Source organism: Cellulosimicrobium marinum (genome assembly GCF_020551945.1).
Classification (GTDB): domain Bacteria; phylum Actinomycetota; class Actinomycetes; order Actinomycetales; family Cellulomonadaceae; genus Cellulosimicrobium; species Cellulosimicrobium marinum.
Genome location: NZ_JAJBZH010000004.1, coordinates 341,020 through 362,825, shown reverse-complemented (window position 1 = coordinate 362,825; position 21,806 = coordinate 341,020). Strand labels below are relative to the sequence as shown.

The following is a 21,806-nucleotide window of genomic DNA, read 5'->3' as shown; positions in this document are numbered from 1 at the left end:
AACTCCTCCACCCCACCGGCCCGCCACGCGCGCGGCCGCGGCGCAGGTGCGGCCTATGCTCGTTCCCCGTGACGTCCCGTACCCGTGCCCGCACCGCGGCGACCCCGCCGTCCCGTGGTCCGGCGCACGCACGGTCGCTGCGGACCCGGTCCGTCGCGCGCGCCGTCGGGCTGGTGGCCACGGGAGCGCTCGCCTTCGGGGTGGTCGGCGGGGCGTCGGCCCTGAACGCCATCCAGGGCAACCTCGGCCGCGCGGACGTCGAGTCGCTGCTGACCGACCGTCCGGAGCAGTCGACCCCGGACCCGGACGACCCGAACGCCGGCAAGCCCCTCAACGTCCTCGTCCTCGGCTCGGACCTGCGCGGCGGGGACAACGGCCACGAGGTCGAGGGGGTCGAGGGCATGCGCTCCGACACCACGGTCCTCGTGCACGTCTCGGCCGACCGGTCGCGCGTGGAGATGATCTCGATCCCCCGCGACTCGCGCGTCGACATCCCCGCGTGCAACGTCACCGGCGGCGGGACGACCGCCCCCGTGAACACGCGCTTCAACGCGGCGTTCGCGAACGGGGCGACCGCCGGCGGGGACATCGCGTCGGCGGCGGCGTGCACCATGGCGACGGTCGAGTCCCTGACCGACGTGTACGTGGACGGCTTCGTCGTCGTCGACTTCGCGGGGTTCCAGGAGATGATCGAGGCGCTCGGCGGGGTCGAGATGTGCATCCCCGAGGCGATCGACTCCCCCAAGGCCGACCTCGTGCTCCCCGCGGGGTGGCAGACGCTCGACGGCGCGGACGCCCTCGGGTTCGCGCGCGCCCGCTACGGGATGGGCGACGGGTCGGACCTCAAGCGGATCGGGCGCCAGCAGGAGCTCATGGCCGCCATGGCGCGCACGGTGCTCGAGAAGAACGTCCTCACGGACCTCGGTCAGCTCTACGGGTTCGTCGACGCGGGGACGAAGTCGCTCACGATGAGCGAGAACCTCGCGTCCATCCCGAGCCTCGCCGGGCTCGCCTTCAGCCTCCGGGGCGCGACCAGTGGCAACATCACCTTCATGACGGTCCCCAACGCCGCCGACCCGCTGGATCCCGACAACAAGGTCGTGTGGACCTCCGAGGCGGACTCGCTGTGGGAGCGGATCCGGGCGGACGAGCCCGCCGAGGCGTCGTCGGCCGCCGCCGCGCCCGCCCCGGCGGACGACGCGCCGGCCGAGGCCACGGAACCCCCGTCCGCGACGGAGGACGAGCCGTCCGACGCCGCGACCACCGAGGAGACCCCGGCACCCGTGCGGACGAAGGACGCGGGCACGGAGGAGTTCTCCGCCGCCGACGAGACCGCCCAGTGCGGGTGAGCGGCATGTCGGACTCCTCGCGCGACCCGCGCTCCATCCCCCCGAGCTTCACGCCCCAGGGCGGCCGCGCGCCACGGCCGTCGTCCGTCGACGACGCGATCTCCGTGGGCAACAGCGGCCAGCGCGCCACACCGCGCCGGAGCGTGCCCGACGACGCCGCGCGCCCCGAGCCGCGCATCCGGCGGCAGTCCTCCCGCGAGATCCCGGTGACGCCCGCCCGGGCGGGCACGCCGCCCCCCGCCCGCCCGGCACGGTCGCCGCGCTCCTCCGCCCCGGCGGCGTCCCCGCCTCGTTCCGTGCCGCCCGCGAACGGCACTCCTCGGTCCGGCGCACCCCAGGGCGGCGCCGCGCCGCGCCGCGTCAGCTCCTCGCCCCACGGCTCCGCGCGCGCGGTGCCCGCCTCGTCGCGGTCCGCGGGAGCCGGCCCCAGGACCCCGCGTCCCACCTCCCGTGACCTGCCGACGCCGGGCCGTCCCGCGGCGCCCGGACGGCTGCGGGTGCGCAAGGGCCGGGTCGCCGCCCTCGTGGCGTGCGTCGTGCTCGTCGGCCTGCTCGCCTGGCCCGTCGGGCTGCTCGTCTGGGCGAACGGCAAGATCCAGCACGTCGACGCGCTGTCCGGCGCACCGGGCACCACGGGGAACACGTACCTGCTCGCCGGGTCCGACGCGCGGGGCGAGGGCATCAGCGAGGACGGCACCGAGGGTGCCCGGGCGGACACGATCATGCTGCTCCACGCGCCCGCGAGCGGCCCCGTCGCCCTCATCAGCATCCCGCGCGACACCTACGCCGAGATCCCGGACAACGGTGCGAGCAAGCTCAACTCCGCGTACGCCTGGGGCGGGGCCCCGCTCCTGGTCCGGACCGTCGAGCAGCTCACGGGCCTCACCGTCGACCACTACGTCGAGGTGGGCTTCGGCGGCGTCGAGGGAGTCGTGGACGCCCTGGACGGCGTCGAGCTCTGCCTCGACTACGACGTCGACGACCCGCGCAGCGAGCTCGTCTGGACCGCGGGCTGCCACGTCGCCGACGGGCACACCGCCCTCGCGTTCTCCCGGATGCGCTACTCGGACCCCGAGGGCGACATCGGGCGCGCGGAACGACAGCGCCAGGTCATCGGCGCCATCAGCGCGAAGGCGGCCGACCCGGGCATCGTCCTGCGGCCCGGGGACCAGGTCTCGCTGCTCGACGCCGGTCTCGGCGCGCTGACCGTCGACCAGAGCACGGGCATCGTCGACCTGGGGAAGCTCGCGCTGGCCTTCCGGTCCGCGAACGGACCCGACGGGATCACCGGCACGCCCCCGATCGGCAACCCCGACTACCGGCCGGGCGGCGTCGGGTCGACGGTCCAGCTCGACCCCGAGACGGCCCCGCAGTTCTGGACCGACATCCGCGACGGCTCCCTCGAGCCCGGTCAGGTCGGCGGCCTCCCGACGGGCTGACGGCGGGCGACGGTCAGGCGTCGGGCGAGGCGTCCCCCGCGTGCTCGGCGCGCAGCCGTGCGCCCTTCGCGCGTGCCTGGTCGCCCAGGTCGGCCTGGAACGCGACCATCCGCTCGCGCAGGCGAGCCGCGGCGTCGTCCGTGCCGGAGGCGAGGATCCGTGCCGCGAGAAGACCCGCGTTGCGCGCACCCCCGACGGAGACGGTCGCGACCGGCACGCCTGCGGGCATCTGCACGATGGACAGCAGCGAGTCCATCCCGTCAAGGTGCTTGAGAGGGACGGGCACGCCGATCACGGGGAGCGGGGTGACCGAGGCGAGCATGCCCGGGAGGTGGGCGGCACCCCCGGCGCCCGCGACGATCACGCGCAGGCCGCGCTCCGCGGCGGTGCGGCCGTAGTCGATCATCTCGACGGGCATCCGGTGCGCGGAGACGACGTCGACCTCGACGGGCACGTCGAACTCGGCCAGGGCGTCGGCGGCGGCCCGCATGACGGGCCAGTCCGAGTCCGACCCCATGACGATGCCGACGACGGGGTTCTCGCTCATGCTCGGCTCTCCTCGCCGTCGGGGGTGGGCTCGCCGCGCAGGACCGCGGCCGCGGCGAGGGCACGACGGCGGACGTCGTCCAGGTCGTCGCCGCTGAGGTTGACGTGCCCGAGCTTGCGTCCCGGCCGCACGTCCTTTCCGTAGAGGTTCACCTTCGCGTCGGGGAAGGCCCCCAGGACGTCGGGCAGGGCGTCGGTCAGGCGGTCGAGCGTCGAGCCGAGCACGTTCGCCATGACCGTCCAGCGGGCCGTGGGCGCCGTGTCGCCCAGGGGGAGGTCGAGGACCGCGCGCAGGTGCTGCTCGAACTGGCTCGTCACGGCGCCGTCGATCGTCCAGTGACCGGAGTTGTGGGGGCGCATCGCGAGCTCGTTGACGAGGACCTGCGAGCCGTCGTCGCCCGCCACCTCGAACATCTCGACGGCGAGGACGCCCGTGACGCCGAGACCCTCGGCGATGCGCACGGCCGCGTCGCGCGCGCGCTCGGCCTCGGCCTCGGTGAGCCCGGGCGCGGGGGCGATCACCTCCGCGCACACGCCGTCGCGCTGGATCGACTCGACGACGGGCCACGTGCGCACCTCGCCGCGCCCGTCCGCACCGCCCGACGGGCGGCGTGCGACGAGGACCGCGAGCTCGCGCACGAACGGCACCTTCTCCTCGACGAGGAGCGCGGGTCCCCCGGCCGCGGCGGCGTCGATCCACTCCGCGACCGCGTCCGCCCCGCCGCGGGCCGTCGCGACGACGCGCACGCCCTTGCCGTCGTAGCCGCCGCGCGACGTCTTGACGACGGCCTCGCCGCCGACCTGGGCGAGGAAGTCCGCGAGGGCCGCCCGGGCGGCGTCGGGCTCGGTGGGCAGGGCGGCCCATCGCGGGCACGGCGCGCCGAGCTCGGTGAGCCGGCGACGCATGACGATCTTGTCCTGGGCGTGGACGAGGGCGTCGGGCCCGGGGCGCACGGGCGTGCCGTGCGCGAGGAGGTCGGTGAGCAGGTCGTTCGGGACGTGCTCGTGCTCGAAGGTGAGGACGTCCGCGGGCGCGCCCTCCGGCGGGGAGATGAGCGCGCGGACCGCCGCCTCGTCGGACGCCGCGCCGACGGGGGCGTCCGCGACCACCTGGGCCGCGGAGGTGCCGTCCGACTCGACGAGCACGCGCAGGTGCACGCCGAGCTCCCCGGCCGCGGGGGCCATCATCCGTGCGAGCTGTCCGCCGCCGACCACGGCGATCACTGGTGCTGCCACGTGCACCCACCTTAGTGCCTGCGGGCGCACCGGCTTCCCAGGAGGGCCCGGTACGCTCGCCCGCATGGTCCGCAGCACCCCCGAGGCACGCCGACGTGTCGGCGACCGTGTGCGCGAGCTGGCCAAGTTCGGCTCGGTGGGGGCCGTCGCCTACGTGGTCGACCTGGGCCTGTTCAACCTGCTGCAGTTCGGCCCCGGCGAGGTCCTCGGCCACAAGCCGCTCACGGCCAAGGTGGTCTCCGTCGCCGTCGCGACGCTCGTCGCGTGGCTCGGGAACCGGTACTGGACGTTCGCGGCGCGCCGCACCCAGACCCGCGGGCGCGAGCTCACGGCGTTCGTCGTCGTCAACGTCGGGGGCATGCTCATCGCCGTGGGCTGCCTCGCGTTCTCCACCTACGTCCTCGGGCTCACGTCGCCGCTCGCCAAGAACGTCTCCGCGAACGGCGTGGGTCTCGTCCTCGGCACGGCGTTCCGCTACGTCGCCTACCGGCACCTCGTCTTCACGGGCGAGCCCGCACCGGACCGCGCGGACGAGACCTCACCGGCGTCGACGCCGACGGCGTGACGGCACGGCCGTCCCGGTCGGCAGCACGACGCGCGGGTCGAGGCGGCGCGGCACGCCCGCGAGGAACAACGCGAAGACCGGGGGCCTGCGCTGCGCCAGCTCGAGGCGCCCTCCGTCGGCCGCCGCCAGGTCGCGCGCCAGCGCGAGACCCAGCCCCGTGCCCGCGCCCGACGTGACCTCCCGCTCGAAGATGCGCGGCGCGAGGTCGTCCGGGACGCCCGGCCCCTCGTCCGACACCTCGGTCACCACGGCACCGCTCGTCCCCGACGGGCGCGCGCGCACGGTCGTCGTCCCGCCGCCGTGCTTGAGCGAGTTCTCGATGAGCGTCGCGAGGACCTGGGCGAGCGCGCCCGGCGTCGCGAGCACCTGGAAGCTCGCGGGGACGTCCACGACGAGCCGGCGCCCGGCCTTCGTGAACGTCGGCACCCACTCCTCCTCCTGCTGGCGCACCACGTCGAGCAGGTCGACCGCCTCGGTGGTGCCGCCCTGCGCCCGGCGCGAGGACGCCAGCAGGTCGTCGACGACGCCCACCAGCCGCTCCACCTGCTCCAGCGAGATGCGCGCCTCCTCCTGGACGGCGGCGTCGTCCGACGCCAGCGAGATCTCCTCCAGGCGCATGCTCAGCGCGGTGAGCGGCGTGCGGAGCTGGTGCGACGCGTCGGCGGCGAACTGCCGCTCGGCGGCCAGACGCCCCGCGAGACGGTCCGAGCTGCGCGCCAGCTCCGCCGCGACGAGGTCGATCTCCTCGACCCCCGACGGTTCCAGGCGCGGCCGGACCTGCCCGGACCCGAGCTGCTCGGCCGACGCCGCGAGGTACACGAGGGGCGCCGAGAGCCGGTTCGCCTGCCACACCGCCATGACGATGCCCGCCGCGAACGCGATCACGGACGCGGCGACCACGAGGACGACGATCTGCGCGGCCGTCCAGTAGGCCGACCAGTACGAGATCGCCACCGTGACGATCGCGCCGGACTCCGACGACGCGGTCCGCCGGATCTCCCGGCCCGTCACCTCGTCGCCGGCGCGGAGCTGGGTGCCGTCCGGCAGCTGGACGTACACCGTCGCCGGGATCTCCGTGGTCGACGCCTGTACCGCGTTCTCGATGATGACGTCCGGGATCTCCTCGTCGTTCCCCAGACGCTGGTCGATGCGGGCCGAGAGCCGGTCGGCACGGGACTGCACGTCGTCGGCCTCGCCCTGGAGGACGAACTGCGCCCCGAAGAACGCCAACGGGAACCCCAGCAGGATGACGGCCACGGCGACCGCCGCCACCGTGGCCTGCAGCATCCTGCGACGCACGCTGCTCCTCGACCCCGTCGCCCGGCGGACGGTCAGCTCTCCCCGGTCTCGAACCGGAACCCGAGACCGCGGACCGTCGAGATGTAGCGCGGCGCGTTGGCGTCGTCGCCGAGCTTGCGACGCAGCCAGGACACGTGCATGTCGAGGGTCTTCGTCGACCCGACCGGCTCCGAGCCCCACACGTCGCGCATGAGCGCGTCGCGGACCACCACGGACCCCGCGCTCGCGACGAGGACGCGCAGCAGCTCGAACTCCTTCGTCGTCAGGTGGAGCTCGCGCTCGCCCTGGAACGCGCGGTGCGCCGACACGTCGACGCGCACGTCCTGGGCGGTGAGCTCCTCCTCGTCGCCCGGCTCCCCGTGGCTTCGGCGCAGCAGCGCCCGCACGCGCGCGAGCAGCTCGGCGAGGCGGAACGGCTTCGTCACGTAGTCGTCGGCGCCGGCGTCGAGCCCGACGACGAGGTCCACCTCGTCCGCCCGGGCGGTGAGCACGAGCACCGGCGTGGTGAGACCCTTGTGACGGATCTCGCGTGCGACGTCGAGCCCGTCCATGTCCGGCAGGCCCAGGTCGAGGACGACGATGTCCGCACCGCCGGCGGAGTCGATCGCTCCTTGACCTGTTCCTTGGACGACGACGTTGTAACCCTCACGAGTGAGCGCACGTGCCAAAGGTTCGGCAATCGCCGGGTCGTCCTCCGCTAGCAGTACGTGGGTCATTCGCTCATGCTAGGGCATTCGTACGACTTCGGTCCCATCGTGTCGTGAACGAGGTCCGACCAGGGACGGAGGTCCCGACGGCCGGCCCTGCCTAGGCTGTGGAGCATGGGGTGGTACGCACGCCTCGGACAGTGGTCCGAGCAGCACCGGTTCGGCGTCGACCTCGTCGCCACGCTGGTCGTCGCGGTGGTCGTCGTCCCCCTCTCCGCGGCGTTCTCGACGTACGGGGGCGCCGGCTTCACGACCCACTACGGCTGGGGCATGGTCTGGGCGGCGCTCCTGCTCGCGCCCCTGCCGTGGCGCCGCACGCACCCCGTCGCGTCCGCCGTGACCGTGTTCGCCGTCGCCCTGACCCACCTGCTCGCGGGCTACCTGCTCCTGCTGCCCGCCGACCTCGCGGTGCTCGTCGCGCTGTACTCCGTCACGGTGTACGGGCCACGCTGGGCGCACCGCACCGCGATCGTGTCCTCCCTCGCCGGGGCGCTCGTCCTCGGGACCGCGCTCGGGCTGCAGTCGGGGCGGCTCGTCGACCTCGCCACGATGGTGTTCTTCACGACCGCGTTCGGGAGCGTCACCTTCCTCGCCGTGTGGGCGTTCGGCCTCGTCCGGCGCTCCCGCCGCGAGACCATCGCCGCGCTCGTCGACCGCGCCGAGCGCCTCGAGGTGGAGCGCGACCAGCAGGCGCGGATCGCGACCGCCGCCGAACGGGCCCGCATCGCGCGCGAGATGCACGACATCGTCGCCCACTCCCTGTCGGTCGTCATCGCCCAGGCCGACGGCGGTCGGTACGCCGCGGCGCACGACCCCGCCGCCGCGCAGCGCGCCCTGGCGACCGTGTCCGAGACGGGGCGGGCGGCGCTCGCCGACATGCGCCGCCTCCTCGGCGTGCTGCGTGCCGAGGCGCCACGGCCGGCACCGGATCTGGCCGGCCCGAACGGGAGCCCGCCCGGGGCCCTGCCGGGCAGCGCGCCCGGAGGCCCTCCCGGGAGCCCGCCGCGCGCCGTCGGGCACGCCGGCTCCCCGAACGGGGCGCCGGTGCCGGACGCCCTCGAACGGGCACCGCAGCCCGACACCGCCGACCTCGAGACCCTCGTCGCCCAGGTCCGGGACAGCGGCCTGCGGGTCTCGCTCGTGCGCGTCGGTCAGCCTCGCCCGCTGCCCCCGGGGGTCGGCCTCACCGTGTACCGCGTGTGCCAGGAGGCGCTGACCAACGTGCTCAAGCACGCCGGACCCGACCCGAAGGTCACGGTCGTCGTGCGCTGGGGACCGACCACCCTCGACCTCGAGGTCGACGACGACGGGCGCGGCGCCGCCGCCCAGCCGTCCCCGCGTCCTGGTGAGGGCGCACGTCCGGGCGACGCCGTCCGCCACGGCGAACCCTCCGCGCCCGGCGGGTTCGGGCTGCTCGGGATGCGGGAGCGCGCCGCCCTCTTCGGCGGCCGGGTCGCCGTCGGACCACGCCCGGGCGGCGGGTTCCGCGTCCACCTCACCCTCCCCGTGCCGGGCGCCCCCGCGCCGGGTAGCCCCGCGCCGTCGGGCGCCCTGCCCGCAGCGCCCACGGCGCCCACGGCGCCCGCGCGGACGGAAGCCCCATCGACCGACCACGCACCGACCGAGCACGCACCGAACGACAGGACGCCATGACCGCCGACACCCCCCTCCCCTCCGACGTCCCCGTCCGGGTCGCACTCGTCGACGACCAGCAGCTCGTGCGCGCCGGGTTCCGCATGGTCATCGACTCCCAGCCCGACCTCCAGGTCGTCGTCGAGGCCGGGGACGGCGTGCAGGCCCTGCGCCTGCTCGCGGACCACCCGGTCGACGTCGTCCTCATGGACGTGCGCATGCCGAACCTCGACGGCCTGCAGGCGACCGCGCGGCTCACGGCGGGGACGGACGGTGCGGCGCACGTGCCGCGCGTCATCGTCCTCACGACGTTCGACCTCGACGAGTACGTGCTCGAGGCCATCCGTTCCGGCGCGAGCGGGTTCCTGCTCAAGGACGCGCCGCCCGAGGAGATGCTCGCCGCGATCCGCACCGTGCACCGCGGCGACGCCGTCATCGCGCCGTCGTCGACCCGGCGGCTCCTCGAGCACCTCGTCACCGCCCTGCCCGCCGAGCAGGCGGCGGACTCCCCCGCGCACGCGGCCGTCGCCGGGCTCACCGAGCGCGAGCGCGAGGTCCTCGTGCTCATGGCCCGCGGGCGCTCGAACACGGAGGTCGCGACCGACCTGTTCGTCGCCGAGGCGACCGTGAAGACCCACGTGGGGCGCATCCTCGCGAAGCTCGGCGCGCGCGACCGCGTGCAGGCCGTCGTCACGGCCTACGAGACCGGGCTGGTTCGTCCGGGGTCCTGACCCGCGAGCCGTCCCCGCGCGAGCTGTCAGCAGCCCACGGGCCCTGAGGTCGGTGAGGTGCTGACAGGTCGCCGCCGGGCTCACGCGGCGAGCATCAGGTCCGCGAGGTGACGGTGCACGACGGCGAGCACCCGCTCCGGCTCACGCCTCGCCGCCATCGCCGGGAGCCTCAGGCGCACCGTGCGCGTGTCCGCGCCGAGCTCGGCGTCGCGCAGGAGGTCGTCGTACCACCGACGGCTCTCCAGGTGCCCCACGCCGTCGACCTCCACGACGAGACGGCGCCCGCGCGCCCGCCACTCGACGTCGAGGTAGCGCCAGCGACCGGTCGAGTCGCGGCGGCGGGACTGCCGCGCCGGCTCGGGCAGACCCGCCCGCCGGCAGAGCCGGGCGAAGTCGATCTCGGCGAGCGAGTCCGCACCGCCCGCGATGTCGGCGAGCGCGAGCCGGACCGTCGCCCGGTGCCGCACCGCACCGACCTCGTCGAGCTTCGCGAGCAGCACGGCCGGGGTCGCGAGCCGCTGCTGCACGACCGCCGCGACGAGCCCCGACGCCGTCCGCCACGACGGCTGCCACGCCGCGGCGTCGACCGCTGCACGCGCGACGTCGTGCACGGGCAGCCCCGCGACGACACCGACGTCGCCGGTCGCGGGACGTCGCGACTCGTGCACGACGAGCCACGGGTGGCGGTCCGCCCGCTGTCCGCGCGCGATCACGACGTGCAGCGGCTCGCGGTCCCACCCGGTGAGCCCGCGCAGCTCGAGCGCGGTCCACGCGCCGAGCGCGGCACCCGCCGGGGCGCCGAGCACCGCGACCCAGCAGCGTGCGGCGCGGGTGAGCGGCCCGCGGTGCAGCACGACGACGTCGCGACTCGTGCGACGCCACCGTCGCGCGCGGACCTGGTGGTCGACGGCGTCGGACGTCACCCCGAGCCGCGTCAGCTGCGACCGCGCGACCACGCCGCACTGTCGCGCCGCGACGTCCCGCAGCCCGGCGACCGTGTCCAGGAACCCTGCTCCTCCGCTCATGCGCCGACCCTGCCGTTCCCCGGGCACGGTCTCCCACCCCGGGCCGCGACCCTGTGGACGAGCCCGCCGGAACCGGGCCTGGGGACGGCGACGACGCGCCGTCGGGCGCCGGAAGCTGTCAGCGCCCCACCGGACCCGGGACCCGTGAGGCGCTGACGACCCGCACGCGTCCGGACCTGTCAGCAGCCCACCGACCCCGGGACCGACCGGGCGCTGACAGGTCGGGGGACGTCCGACGACGCGCGCGTACGACCACGGGATGACCTCGCCCTCGACGGGACCCCACCGTCGCGGGACGCGCGCGGGCCGTGCCGCTCCGTAGCGTCGAGCACGATCCCGGGGCGCGCCGTCGCCCCGGGACGAGCCGCACCGCAGCCACCCCGACCAGGAGAGACGACGTGGACACGACCGTGTACCGACCCGCACACCCCGCCCCCGACGGCGGCGCCCCCGCGACGGCGGGGCCGCCCGCGGTCCGCGCCCGGGCGCTGCGCAAGACGTACGGCAGCGGCGAGGCCGCGGTGCACGCGCTCGACGGCGTCGACGTCGACTTCGAGCGCGGGCACTTCACCGCGATCATGGGACCGTCGGGCTCCGGCAAGTCGACGCTCATGCACCTGCTCGCCGGCCTCGACTCGGCGACGGGCGGGCACGCGTTCCTCGGCGACACCGACGTGACGGCGCTCGACGACAACGAGCTCACGGCGCTGCGGAGGGACCGCGTCGGGTTCGTGTTCCAGTCGTTCAACCTCCTGCCGATGTTCACGGCCGAGCAGAACATCGCCCTGCCCGTGGAGCTCGCGGGCGGGACGGTCGACCGGGAGTGGTTCGGCACGCTCGTGCACACCCTCGGCCTGCAGGCGCGCCTGAGCCACCGTCCGAGCGAGCTGTCGGGCGGGCAGCAGCAGCGCGTCGCCATCGCCCGCGCGCTCATCGCGGCCCCCGAGGTCGTGTTCGCCGACGAGCCGACGGGCAACCTCGATTCCCGCTCCGGCGCCGAGGTGCTGAGCTTCCTGCGCCGCAGCGTCCGCGAGCTCGGCCGGACCGTCATCATGGTCACGCACGACCCGACGGCCGCCGCGTACGCCGACCGCGTGGTCCTCATCGCGGACGGGCGCATCGCGGGCGACATCGCCGACCCGACGCCGGAGGCGGTGCTCGCCGGCCTCGACGCGCTGCGCTCTCTCGAGCTGTCCGACGACGAGGCGGTGCGCGCCTGATGCTGCGGCTCACCCTGGCGCAGATGCGCCGCAGCACCGGACGGCTGGCCGCGGCCGGCGTCGCGGTCCTCATCGGCACGGCGTTCGTCGCGGCGACGCTGCTCGCGGGCGGTGTCCTCACCCGTTCGACGAACGACGCCATCGCGGCGCGCTTCGCCGACGCGGACCTCGTCGTCGGCGGCGAGCGGTCGTACACGCCGCTCGAGGTGGACGACCTCGCGGCGCTCGACGGCGTCGACGCGGTCGAGCCGGTCCGCAGCACGTCCGTGGCCCTGGAGGTGGGTCGGCGGACCGTCTACCAGATGGCCGTCCCCACGCCGTCCGACCCCCGGTTCGACCCGCTCGACGTCGTGGAGGGTGCGCTGCCGTCGGCGGCGGGCCAGGTCGCGCTGCCGCAGGACGTCGCCGAGCGCCTCGGCGTCGGCGTGGGCGACGACGTGACGAACCTGCGCTACGTCTGGTCGTCGGACGAGGACGTCGAGCCGCAGGAGCTGCGGGACACGCTGACCGTCGTCGGGATCACCGACGACCCGTACGGGGCGTTCGCGCAGATGGGCGGGGCGGCCGTCGTCGCGCCGCAGGACGCCGAGGCGTGGGCGCTGGAGGCCGGGGAGGACCGTTCCGTCGCGGCCGTCATGGTGGCGCTCGCGGACGGCGCGGACCTCGAGGGCGTGCGGGCGGCCGTGCTCGACTCGGCGGGCGAGGGCGGCCTCGTGCGCACGCCCGACGAGTACGCCCAGGACCTCGCCGCCGCGCACACCGGCGGCGAGCAGGTCTTCACGTACGTGATCCTCGCGTTCGCGGCGGTCGCGCTCGTCGTCGCGGCGCTCGTCATCGCGAACACGTTCCAGGTGCTCGTCGCGCAGCGCACCCGCACCCTCGCGCTGCTGCGCGCGGTCGGCGCGAACCGTGGCCAGCTCGCCCGCTCCGTGCTCACGGAGGCGACGATCCTCGGGCTGCTCTCCTCCCTCGCCGGCCTGCTCGTCGGCACCGGGCTCGTCCAGCTGGCCCTGACGGTCGGCCGCGGCGCGGACCTCGGGGTCCCGCTGCCCGCCACGGTGTCCCTGACCCCCGCGGTCGTCCTCGCACCGCTGGTCGTCGGGACGCTCGTCACGGTCGTCGCCTCGCTCGCGCCGGCCCGCGCGGCGACCCGCGTCTCCCCCCTGGAGGCCCTGCGCCCCGCCGACGCGCCGCGCGTCGGCACCGGGGCGGGTCGCGTCCGGCTCGTCGCCGCGGTGCTGCTCACCGTGGTCGGCTTCGCGCTCCTCGCGGGCGGCGTGGTGCTCGGGGCGAACGGCGCGCCCGACGTCGGCCTCCTCGCCGGGGTGGTGGGGGGCACGGTGTCGTTCGTCGGGATCCTCGTCGGTGCCGTGTTCTGGCTGCCCGCCGTCGTCGCGCTCGTCGGCCGCCTCCTCGCCCGCACGGGCCCGACGGCGCGGCTCGCCGCCGCGAACACGCTGCGCAACCCGCGGCGCACCACCGCGACGAGCACCGCCTTGCTCATCGGCGTCACGCTCGTCGCCATGATGTCGACGGGGGCCGCGAGCGCCCGCACGAGCCTCGGCGCGGCGCTGGACGACCAGTACCCGGTCGACGTCGTGGTCCTCGGCAGCGGCGTGGACGGGACGGTCGCGTCGAGCACGACGGACCTCGTGGAGGGTGTGGACGGCGTCGCGCGGGTCGCGCCGACGTCGGAGGTGTACGCGACCCTGCCCGACGGCTCGTCGCCGCCGATCACCGCGGTGGACCCCGCGGAGGCGGCGGCGGTGGTGCGGTCGTCCGCGACCCTGGGGGTGGAGGGCGCGTTCGGGCCGGGGACGCTGGTCGCGCCGCAGGACCAGCTCGACGTCTGGGGCCTGAGCGACGGCGCCACGACGACCCTGACGACCGACGCCGGGACGACGCTGGACGTGGAGGTCGTCGGGGGCGCGTCGGGCGTGTTCCTCCTCACGGCGGCCGACGCGCGCACCCTGGACCCGGACGCCGCGACGACCGGGCTGTGGGTCTCGGTCGACGACCCGTCGGACGCGGAGGTCGTCGCGGGCATCCAGGACGCGGTGTCCGAGGCGGACGCCCCGGTCGAGGTCGTGGGCGCCGTCGTGGAGCGCGCGGCGATGCAGAGCGTCGTGGACACGATGCTCGCCGTGGTCGTGGGGCTGCTCGCGGTCGCGGTCGTCATCGCGCTCATCGGCGTGGCGAACACGCTGTCGCTGTCGGTGATCGAGCGGCGGCGTGAGTCGGCGACGCTGCGCGCGATCGGTCTGAGCCGGCGTCGGCTGCGCTGGATGCTGGCCGTCGAGGGCATGCTCATCGCGGGCGTCGGGGCGCTGCTCGGCGTGGCGCTGGGCGTCGTGTACGGCTGGGCGGGTGCCGCGACGGCCCTGAGCCTCATGGGCGACGTGGCGTTCGCGGTGCCGTGGCGCGACGTCGCGGTGGTCCTCGTGGTGGCCCTCGGCGCGGGCCTGCTCGCGTCGGTGGTGCCGGGTCGTGCGGCGGCCCGGACGTCGCCGGTGGCGGCGCTCGCCGTCGACTGAGCACCGCCCGCGTCGTGCGCCCCTGCGGACCTTGTCCACAGGGGCGCACGTCGTCCGGGCGGGCGGACGCCCCGACCGGGCAGGATCGGGCCGTGCCTCTCCCGACCTCCCCGGCGCCGCCGTCCGCCCGTCCCGTGCGGCTCACCCTGCACCCGGCGACGGACGTGCTCCTCGACCACGGCACGCGCCTCGGCGACGCGCGGGCCGCGCTCGCCGCGCTGGCGTGCCGGCCCGAGCTGCTGACCGCGCCGCTCGTCGCGGACGGCGTCCCCGTCGACGACCACCAGCGCTGCGGCACGCGCCCGCTGCTGCCCGGGGCGACGCTCGCCACGTCCCCGGCGCGTGCGCGCGCGGGGGCTCGCGACGACGCGGTGCTCGCGGCGGAGCGGCACGTGGCCGTGCTGACGGGCCCGCGCGCCGGGCGGCTCGTCGCCCTGGGTCCGGGCGCCCCGGACGCGCGGCAGGGCCGGGTCACGGTCGACGCGCTCGACGTGCGCTGGGCCCGCGGGCGCCGCGGATCGCGGGTCCACGTCGTCCTGCCGCCCGGCGCGACCCGCGTCCGGGCGGCGCGGGCCGAGGCGGTCGCCGCCGCGCAGAGGTCCGGCACCCGGAGCCTGCGCACGCGGCGGCTCGTGCGGTGGCGCGACGGGCGGGTCGTGGTCCACGGGTCCACGACGTACGCGCTGCGGCCCCGCCCGGTGCTGGAGCACCGGGTCGCCGCCACGGACGACCGGGCACGGGTCCCGGCGTCGCCCGAGCCCGCACGGCCGTGGTCCCAACTCCTCACGACGGCGCTGACCCCGGCGGTCGCGGGGGTCGCCCTCGCGGTCGCGTTCCGGCAGCCCCTCTACGCCCTCCTGGCGCTCGCGGGTCCGCTGGCCGTGCTCGTGCCCGCCCTCGTCGAGGCGCGACGCCGCCGTGCCCGACGCGCGGCGAGCGTCGCCGGAGCGGCGCAGGAGCCCGCCGGGCCCGGCTCCCCCGACGGACCGGGCGTCGGCACGTCCACGGACCGCGACCCGCTGCGCCCCCGGCCCGCCGACGTCCTGTCGTGGGCGCTCGTCGCCCACCTCGCCCCGGACGGCGCGGGGGACGACCGTCCCGCCGGTCGTGCGGCCGGACCCGACCCGCTCCCCGGTGCCCCGGTCGACCGGCACGACGCCACCCCGTGGCCCGCTGCCGCCCTGCCGGACGGGTGCGTCGCCGTCGTCGGGCCCCGTGCGCACGCGCTCGGGGCGGCCCGTGCGCTGCTCGCCGAGCTCCTCGTCGCCGGTCCGTCCGTGACGGTGCGGCAGACGGGCGGCACGGCCACGGACTGGGCGTGGTGCCGCTGGCTGCCGCGCGCGACCGTCGTGCGGCGCCTCGACGCGACGGTCCCCGACCGGGACTCCGCGGACGTCCTCGTGGTCGACGGCGCGCCCGACCCGGGCGAGCTGTCCCTCGCGTGGCAGCGCCTCGGCCCGGCGGGCGCGCGCCTCGTGCTCGTCGTCCCCCGCCCGCAGGACGTCCCGCCGTGGTGCCGCACGGTCCTGCACGCGCACGGCGGCGGCGCCACGGTCCTCGTGGGCGCCGACGGGGTCCGCACGGCCCGCCCGGAGGTGGCAGTGGACACCGCCTGGGCGCAGGACCTCGCCCGCCACCTCGCCGCGGCGGACCACCTCGGACGGGTACGACCGGACGGCCCCGCCCCCGCCGACGGCTGCGACCCCGCCGCGCCCGGCCTGCCCGACGACGTCGCGCTCGCCGCCCTCGTCGGCGCACCCCTGGAGCGCGGGGCACCCGACGTCCCGGCGCTGGCCGCGTGGGTCGAGGACCGGTGGCGGTCGGCCGCCGCGCGCGACGGCCGCGGGCTGCGTGTCCCGCTCGGCGTCGGCGCGGACGGCTCGCCCGTCGTCGTGGACCTCGTGGCCGACGGCCCCCACGCCCTCGTCGCGGGGACGACGGGCGCCGGGAAGTCCGAGCTGCTGCAGACCCTCGTGGCGGGTCTCGCGCTCGGCCGCTCCCCGGACGAGCTGACCTTCGCCCTCGTCGACTTCAAGGGCGGCGCCGGGTTCGGCGCGTGCGCCGGGCTGCCGCACGTCGTGGGGCAGGTGACGGACCTCGACGCGGGCCTCGCGGCGCGGGCGCTCGGAGGGCTGCGGGCCGAGCTGCGGCGCCGCGAGCACGTCCTCGCCGACGCGGGCGTCGCGGACGTCGGCGACCTGCCCCCCGGGGCGCTCCCGCGCCTGGTCGTCGTGGTCGACGAGTTCCGGGCGCTCGCCGACGACATGCCCGAGTTCCTGCCCGACCTGCTGCGGCTCGCCGCGCAGGGCCGCTCGCTGGGTATCCACCTCGTCCTCGCGACGCAGCGCCCCGCGGGGGCGGTGAGCGCCGACGTGCGGGCCAACATCACGCTGCGCCTCGCGCTGCGCGTGGTCGACGCCGCCGACTCGCGCGACGTGGTCGAGTCGCCGCACGCCGCGCTGATCCCCGCCCGCGCCCCCGGGCGCCTCGTGCTGCGCCGCGGTGCCGACGCCCCGGTCGCCCTGCAGTGTGCTCGGGCCGGGGCGCCCGTCCCCGCACCGACCGCAGGGGCGGTCCTCGCTCCCCCGTGGGCGCCCACCGGGCGCGACGGCGCGGCGTCGGGCACCGGGTCCGGTCCGTCACGTCCGCCCCACCGCGGGGCCGCAGGCGGGGACGACGGCGCGGGCACCCTCCCGGCCCTCGTCGAGGCGGCGTGCCGGGCCGCGCGACGGTCGGGCACGAGGACGCCTCGGGCGCCGTGGCTCCCCCCGCTGCCCGCGCGCGTCGGGCGTGCGGACCTCCCGCCCGCCGACGACGAGGACCTCCTGCCGCTCGCGCTCGGCGACGACCCGGCCGGTCAGCGTCGCGTCACGGTGGGCTGGGACCCCCACGACGGTCACCTCGCCGTCCTCGGCCGGGCCCGCACCGGACGCACCGGCGCCCTGCGCGCGCTCGCGCACGCCGCCCTCGACCGGGGGTGGCACGTGCACGCGGTCGGCGTCCCGCTCGGCGGCCTCGCGCGGCACCCCGGGGTCGGGACCGTCGTCGACCGGTCGGACCCGCGCCGCCTCGCCCGGCTCCTGCGGCTCCTCGGCGGGCACGACGACGGCCGCTCCCGGCCCGCCGTGCCCTCGCACGGGCGGGGCGAGAGCGCGCCGGCGCGCACCCTCGTCGTGGTGGACGACGTCGAGGCCGTGCGCTCGACGCTGTCGGCGCTGGCCGGCGGGGCGGGCACCGACCTCCTCGCCGACACGCTCGCCGACGGCACGGCGGCGTTCGCCGTCGCCGGGTCGGGGCCGACCGTCGCCGGGCTCGGCGCCCTCGTCGGGGTCCGCGCGGTGCTCTCGTCCCGCGACCGGCACGACGACGTCGCCCTCGGCGTCCCGACGGCGCTCGCCGGGCAGGGTGGCCCGCCCGGCCGCGCGGTGTGGCTCGGCCGCGGCGCACCGGTCGTGTGCCAGGTCGTGCGCACGGACGACGTCGCGCATCCCGGCGACGTCGAGCGTCCGGACGATCTCGTGCGTCCGGACGATCTCGTGCGTCCGGGCGACGGGGCCGGGAGCGCCGGGTCGCTCCGCCCGGCCCCCGACGACGGCCCACGGCCCCTGCGGCTGGGTGCGCTCCCGGACCGGGTCGTCGACGGCGCCGTGGACGCCCCCGGGGACGCGGGAGGGGCCGCCCCGACCGGGACGCAGGACTCGCCGCGGGACGCCGCACCGCGCGACGGGGACCGCGTGCGCGTCGGGGTGGGCGGGGACGCGCCCGCCCCGCTCGACCTGGACGTGTCGCAGGGTGCGCTCGTCGTGGGACCGCCGGGGAGCGGGCGCACGACCGCCCTGGCCCTGCTCGCGCGCGGTGCGGCGTCAGGCGGTGTGCTGCGGGGCGTCGTCGCGCGCGACGCCACGCTCCGCGCCGTCGCGGGTCCGGGCGTGCCGGTGGCGTCCCGGCTGGTCCCGGCGGAGGTGGCGCGCGTGCTCGACGCCGTCGCCGCGGCGTCGGGCCCGTCCGTGCTCGTGGTCGACGACCTGGACCAGCTCGCGCAGCTGTGCGTGCTGGAGGCGGACCGGGTCGCCGCGCTGTGCCGGGACGACGTGCGCCTCGTGGCGTCGGCGACCACGGCGTCGGCCGCGATGGCGCTGCGCGGACCGCTCGCCGAACTGCGGGCCGTGCGCCACGGGATCGTGCTGGGGCCGGGCGAGCGCGGCAGCGCCGAGGTGTTCGGTCACGACCTCGGGTGGCTCACGGACCCCGGTCCGCCGCGGCCGGGTCGGGGCGTGCTCGTGCGAGGCGGCGTCGCGGTGCCTCTTCAGGTCGCGGTGCCCCGGCAGGTCACGGAGCCCCGGCAGGTCACGGAGCCGCGTGCGTGAGGCGGACGGTCAGGCGGACGGTCGCGCGTCGCGGGTCGTGGACTCCACCACCGGGCGGAGCATGAGGAGGACGAGGACGACGACCGCCAGCGCCAGCGCCACGAGCGCCCAGGGCGTGGCACCGACCTGGATCGAGCTCACCGCGACGACCCCCTGGAGGATCTGCCAGGTCGCGACCGGGGACCTCGCCCATCGCCGGCCCTGGAGGAGTCCGCGCACGCACGCGGCGAGCAGGGCGGCGACGCCGAGCGCGAAGACGACGAGGAACAGGCTCACCCCGAGGGACATCGACCGCCCGGCCACGAGCTCGACGAGGACGAGCACGGCACCGGCCGCGAGAGCGAGCACCTCGAGCCCGATCCCGGCGACGAGCGCGAGGAGCGCAGGGGGGCGCGGACCGGTCTGCGCAGTCGCGTCGTCGGTCGGTCCGGGCGGCGTGCTGGGGGGTGTTCGGGGGGGCACGATCCACCACCCTACGCCGCGACCTGGGCCTTCACAGGTGTGTGACGAACACCTCACGGTTCACGCGGAGGAAACTTCTGCGTAACCCCTTGTGCTGCCCTTCACGAGGTGTGAACCTGGTTCAAGCATCAATCACCCCCCGCACCTGACCCGCGTCGAGCCTGGCATCGCGGTGCCCCCACTCCGCGCAGCACCATCCCTGCGCCAGGCTCTCACCGCCGAGGAGATCATCATGGACTGGCGCCACCGCGCAGCATGCCTGGACGAAGACCCCGAGCTGTTCTTCCCGATCGGCAACACCGGCCCCGCGATCCTGCAGATCGAGGAGGCGAAGGCCGTGTGCCGCCGGTGCGACGTCGTCGACACGTGCCTGAAGTGGGCCATCGAGTCCGGTCAGGACGCCGGCGTCTGGGGCGGCTTGTCGGAGGACGAGCGCCGCGCGCTCAAGCGCCGCACCGCGCGCGCCCGCCGCGCCGGCTGACACCCGCGACGTCGAGCACGGCCCGCACGGCCTGACACCTCGCGAGACCTGACGAAGGGCCGCCACCCACCCGGGTGGCGGCCCTTCGCCGTGCCCGACGACCGCACGTGCCGAGGGCGACCGCTCAGGACTGCCGCGACCCGCTGCCGTCGCGCAGCACGAGCTGGAGCACCACCTGCGTGCCCCCGCCGGGGCGGTCGCCCCACTCGATCGTGCCGCGGAGCTCGTTCGTCACGAGCGTCTGGACGATCTGCGACCCGAGCCCGCTCTTCGCGGCGCGGCCCGCGCGCGCGACGTCGCCGTCCGGCATCCCGACGCCGTCGTCCGCGACGACGATCCGCACCGCCGAGCCGTCGCGCTCGACCGCCACCTCGACGGTCCCCGTCTCCTGCTTCGCGAGCCCGTGCTCGACGGCGTTCGTCACGAGCTCCGTGAGCACGAGCGCCAGGGGGGTGGCGTCCTCGGCGGGCACGAGCCCGAAGCTGCCCGTGCGGACCGTGCGGACGCTCGTCCCCGCCGACGCGACGTCGGCCGCGAGGCGCAGCGCCCGGCCGACCATGTCGTCGAACTCGACCTCCTCGTCGAGGGTCTGGGACAGGCTCTCGTGGACGAGGGCGATGGTGGCGACGCGGCGCATCGCCTCCTCGAGCGCGGCGCGCGCCTCGGGCACGTCCATGCGGCGTGCCTGGAGACGCAGGAGCGCCGCGACCGTCTGGAGGTTGTTCTTCACGCGGTGGTGGATCTCACGGATCGTCGCGTCCTTGGTGATGAGCTCGCGCTCGCGGCGGCGCAGCTCGGAGACGTCGCGACACAGGAGCACGGCACCGATGCGCTGGCCGGACTCGGTGAGCGGCAGCGCGCGCAGCGACAGCGCGACGCGCTGCGCCTCGATCTCCGTGCGCCACGGCGCGCGACCCATGACGACGAGCGGCAACGACTCGTCGACGGGCGTCTGGTGCTCCACGAGGTCGGCCGTGACCTCGGCGAGCGAGCGCCCGACGAGCGGGCCGATGACGCCGAGGCGGTGGAAGCAGCTCAGCGCGTTGGGGCTGGCGTACAGGACCTCGCCCTCCGAGTTGAGCCGGATGAGCCCGTCGCCCACGCGGGGCGCGCCCCGGCGCGGGCCCGTCGCCGCGTTGGGGAACGGGAACTCGCCGCGCGAGATCATCGCGATGAGGTCGTCGGCCGCCTCGACGTAGTTCAGCTCGAGCCGGCTGGGCGTGCGGCCGCTGCCGAGGTTGGTCTGCCGGGCCACGACCGCGACCGGCCGGCCCTTGTGCACCACGGGGATCGCCTCCTCGCGGACCGCGTAGGCGCCGAACCAGCGCGGCTCGCGCGAGCGCTGCGACCGGGCCTCGGTGAGGGCGCGCTCGAGCTGGGGCCGCTGCCCGTCGGGGGCGAGCGACCCGACGATGTCGTCGTAGTGCACGGTGGCCCCGGTGGAGGGGCGGCACTGCGAGAGCGCCACGAAGTTGCCGTCGTGCGTGGGCAGCCACAGGACGAGGTCGGCGAACGCGAGGTCCGAGATCACCTGCCAGTCCCCGACGAGGAGGTGGAGCCACTCGTTGTCCGCGGCGTCGAGGTCCGCGTGGCGGGAGATGAGGTCACTCATGGCAGACACGGACCCCAGCGTAGTTGGGCCCGGACCGTTAGAGTCCCCGTGGGCCCCGCCGACGGGGCCGCACCCGAGGGAGGACCCGTGCACCTGAGCGTCGAGCTGCGCTACCCCGCGACGGTCGACCGTGTCGGCGCGATGCTCGCGGACGAGTCGTTCGTGCGCTGGCGGGCCGAGCGGTCGGGCGGGCCGGGAGCGTCGGTCGAGCTCGTGGACGTGACGGGCGAGGCCGCGGGGTCCTTCACGGTCGTGGTCCGCCGCACCCTGCCGACGGACCAGATCCCGTCGCACGTGCGCGCGTTCGTGGGCGGGCGCCTGGAGATCCGGCAGGCCGAGGCGTGGGAGCCGGAGGGCGACGACGTCCGCGCGGGGACCGTGTCCCTGGAGATCACCGGTGCGCCGGTGCGCCTCACCGGCACGGTGCGGCTCCGGGCCGCGCCGGACGGGACCACGGTGCAGTCGTACGACGGCGAGGTGAAGGCCTCGGTCCCGCTGTTCGGCGGCGCGATCGAGGAGGCGGCGGCCGAGGCGGTGCGCACGGCGCTGTCCGCCGAGGAAGACGCCGGCCAGGAGTGGCTGACCCGCTGAGAGTCGGTCT

The 21,806-nt window shown here is 76.5% G+C and carries 17 protein-coding genes; 10 read left to right on the top strand and 7 right to left on the bottom strand.

Features of this window, described 5'->3' with window-relative positions; translation table 11 throughout:
* Positions 1-68: 68 nt before the first annotated feature.
* A complete protein-coding gene (locus LGQ04_RS11480) occupies positions 69-1,349 on the top strand; it encodes an LCP family protein (RefSeq protein WP_229243836.1) in 1,281 nt (426 codons plus the stop codon).
* 5 nt (positions 1,350-1,354) lie between these two features.
* A complete protein-coding gene (locus tag LGQ04_RS11475) occupies positions 1,355-2,788 on the top strand; it encodes an LCP family protein (RefSeq protein ID WP_229243835.1) in 1,434 nt (477 codons plus the stop codon).
* 13 nt (positions 2,789-2,801) lie between these two features.
* On the opposite strand, the gene purE is transcribed toward LGQ04_RS11475, so the two are convergent.
* Both purE and LGQ04_RS11465 read right to left on the bottom strand, forming a co-directional pair.
* Positions 2,802-3,335: a 5-(carboxyamino)imidazole ribonucleotide mutase gene (purE, locus tag LGQ04_RS11470; RefSeq protein ID WP_229243834.1), complete on the bottom strand. Its 534-nt coding sequence runs from the start codon at positions 3,333-3,335 to the stop codon at positions 2,802-2,804.
* Positions 3,332-4,570, bottom strand: coding sequence for a 5-(carboxyamino)imidazole ribonucleotide synthase (locus LGQ04_RS11465; protein ID WP_229243833.1), 1,239 nt, complete (start codon positions 4,568-4,570; stop codon positions 3,332-3,334). The genes purE and LGQ04_RS11465 overlap by 4 nt, the downstream gene beginning before the upstream one ends.
* 64 nt (positions 4,571-4,634) lie before the next feature.
* Between LGQ04_RS11465 and LGQ04_RS11460 the strand changes: the two genes are divergently transcribed.
* Positions 4,635-5,135, top strand: a complete 501-nt coding sequence (locus LGQ04_RS11460) for a GtrA family protein (protein WP_229243832.1) — start codon at positions 4,635-4,637, stop codon at positions 5,133-5,135.
* On the opposite strand, the gene LGQ04_RS11455 is transcribed toward LGQ04_RS11460, so the two are convergent.
* Together LGQ04_RS11455 and LGQ04_RS11450 are read right to left on the bottom strand one after the other, a co-directional pair.
* The gene (locus tag LGQ04_RS11455; protein WP_229243831.1) at positions 5,109-6,434 is read right to left on the bottom strand and encodes a sensor histidine kinase; all 1,326 of its coding nucleotides are present in this window, start codon (positions 6,432-6,434) and stop codon (positions 5,109-5,111) included. The genes LGQ04_RS11460 and LGQ04_RS11455 overlap by 27 nt on opposite strands.
* Positions 6,435-6,466: 32 nt before the next feature.
* Positions 6,467-7,150 (bottom strand): response regulator transcription factor, encoded by a 684-nt coding sequence (locus LGQ04_RS11450; protein ID WP_229243830.1) that lies wholly within the window; start codon positions 7,148-7,150, stop codon positions 6,467-6,469.
* 105 nt (positions 7,151-7,255) lie between these two features.
* On the opposite strand from LGQ04_RS11450, the gene LGQ04_RS11445 reads away from it, so the two are divergent.
* Positions 7,256-8,794, top strand: coding sequence for a sensor histidine kinase (locus tag LGQ04_RS11445; RefSeq protein ID WP_229243829.1), 1,539 nt, complete (start codon positions 7,256-7,258; stop codon positions 8,792-8,794).
* Complete coding sequence (locus LGQ04_RS11440; protein WP_229243828.1) at positions 8,791-9,504, top strand: response regulator; 714 nt, start codon at positions 8,791-8,793, stop codon at positions 9,502-9,504. Before LGQ04_RS11445 ends, LGQ04_RS11440 begins: the two co-directional genes overlap by 4 nt.
* An 80-nt stretch (positions 9,505-9,584) precedes the next feature.
* Here the strand turns inward: LGQ04_RS11440 and LGQ04_RS11435 are convergent, their stop codons facing one another.
* Positions 9,585-10,529, bottom strand: a complete 945-nt coding sequence (locus LGQ04_RS11435; protein WP_229243827.1) for a PDDEXK family nuclease — start codon at positions 10,527-10,529, stop codon at positions 9,585-9,587.
* 398 nt (positions 10,530-10,927) lie between these two features.
* Between LGQ04_RS11435 and LGQ04_RS11430 the strand changes: the two genes are divergently transcribed.
* The 3 genes from LGQ04_RS11430 to LGQ04_RS17780 all read left to right on the top strand — a co-directional run bounded on the left by LGQ04_RS11430 (position 10,928) and on the right by LGQ04_RS17780 (position 18,650).
* Entirely contained in the window at positions 10,928-11,749 is an 822-nt protein-coding gene (locus LGQ04_RS11430; protein WP_372470050.1) for an ABC transporter ATP-binding protein, read from the top strand.
* Positions 11,749-14,283, top strand: coding sequence for an FtsX-like permease family protein (locus tag LGQ04_RS11425; RefSeq protein WP_229243826.1), 2,535 nt, complete (start codon positions 11,749-11,751; stop codon positions 14,281-14,283). Before LGQ04_RS11430 ends, LGQ04_RS11425 begins: the two co-directional genes overlap by 1 nt.
* Before the next feature lie 92 nt (positions 14,284-14,375).
* On the top strand, positions 14,376-18,650 hold the full coding sequence (locus LGQ04_RS17780; RefSeq protein WP_229243825.1) for an FtsK/SpoIIIE domain-containing protein: 4,275 nt from the start codon (positions 14,376-14,378) through the stop codon (positions 18,648-18,650).
* A gap of 9 nt (positions 18,651-18,659) precedes the next feature.
* Here LGQ04_RS17780 and LGQ04_RS11415 read toward each other — a convergent pair whose 3' ends face one another.
* Positions 18,660-19,112, bottom strand: a complete 453-nt coding sequence (locus LGQ04_RS11415; protein WP_229243824.1) for a hypothetical protein — start codon at positions 19,110-19,112, stop codon at positions 18,660-18,662.
* A 232-nt stretch (positions 19,113-19,344) separates the two neighbouring features.
* Between LGQ04_RS11415 and LGQ04_RS11410 the strand changes: the two genes are divergently transcribed.
* A complete protein-coding gene (locus LGQ04_RS11410; RefSeq protein ID WP_100423592.1) occupies positions 19,345-19,593 on the top strand; it encodes a WhiB family transcriptional regulator in 249 nt (82 codons plus the stop codon).
* A 124-nt stretch (positions 19,594-19,717) separates the two neighbouring features.
* Here LGQ04_RS11410 and LGQ04_RS11405 read toward each other — a convergent pair whose 3' ends face one another.
* Positions 19,718-21,205, bottom strand: coding sequence for a sensor histidine kinase (locus tag LGQ04_RS11405; protein ID WP_229243925.1), 1,488 nt, complete (start codon positions 21,203-21,205; stop codon positions 19,718-19,720).
* A gap of 87 nt (positions 21,206-21,292) precedes the next feature.
* On the opposite strand from LGQ04_RS11405, the gene LGQ04_RS11400 reads away from it, so the two are divergent.
* Positions 21,293-21,796, top strand: a complete 504-nt coding sequence (locus tag LGQ04_RS11400; protein WP_229243823.1) for a DUF2505 domain-containing protein — start codon at positions 21,293-21,295, stop codon at positions 21,794-21,796.
* The last annotated feature ends 10 nt before the right edge of the window (positions 21,797-21,806 follow it).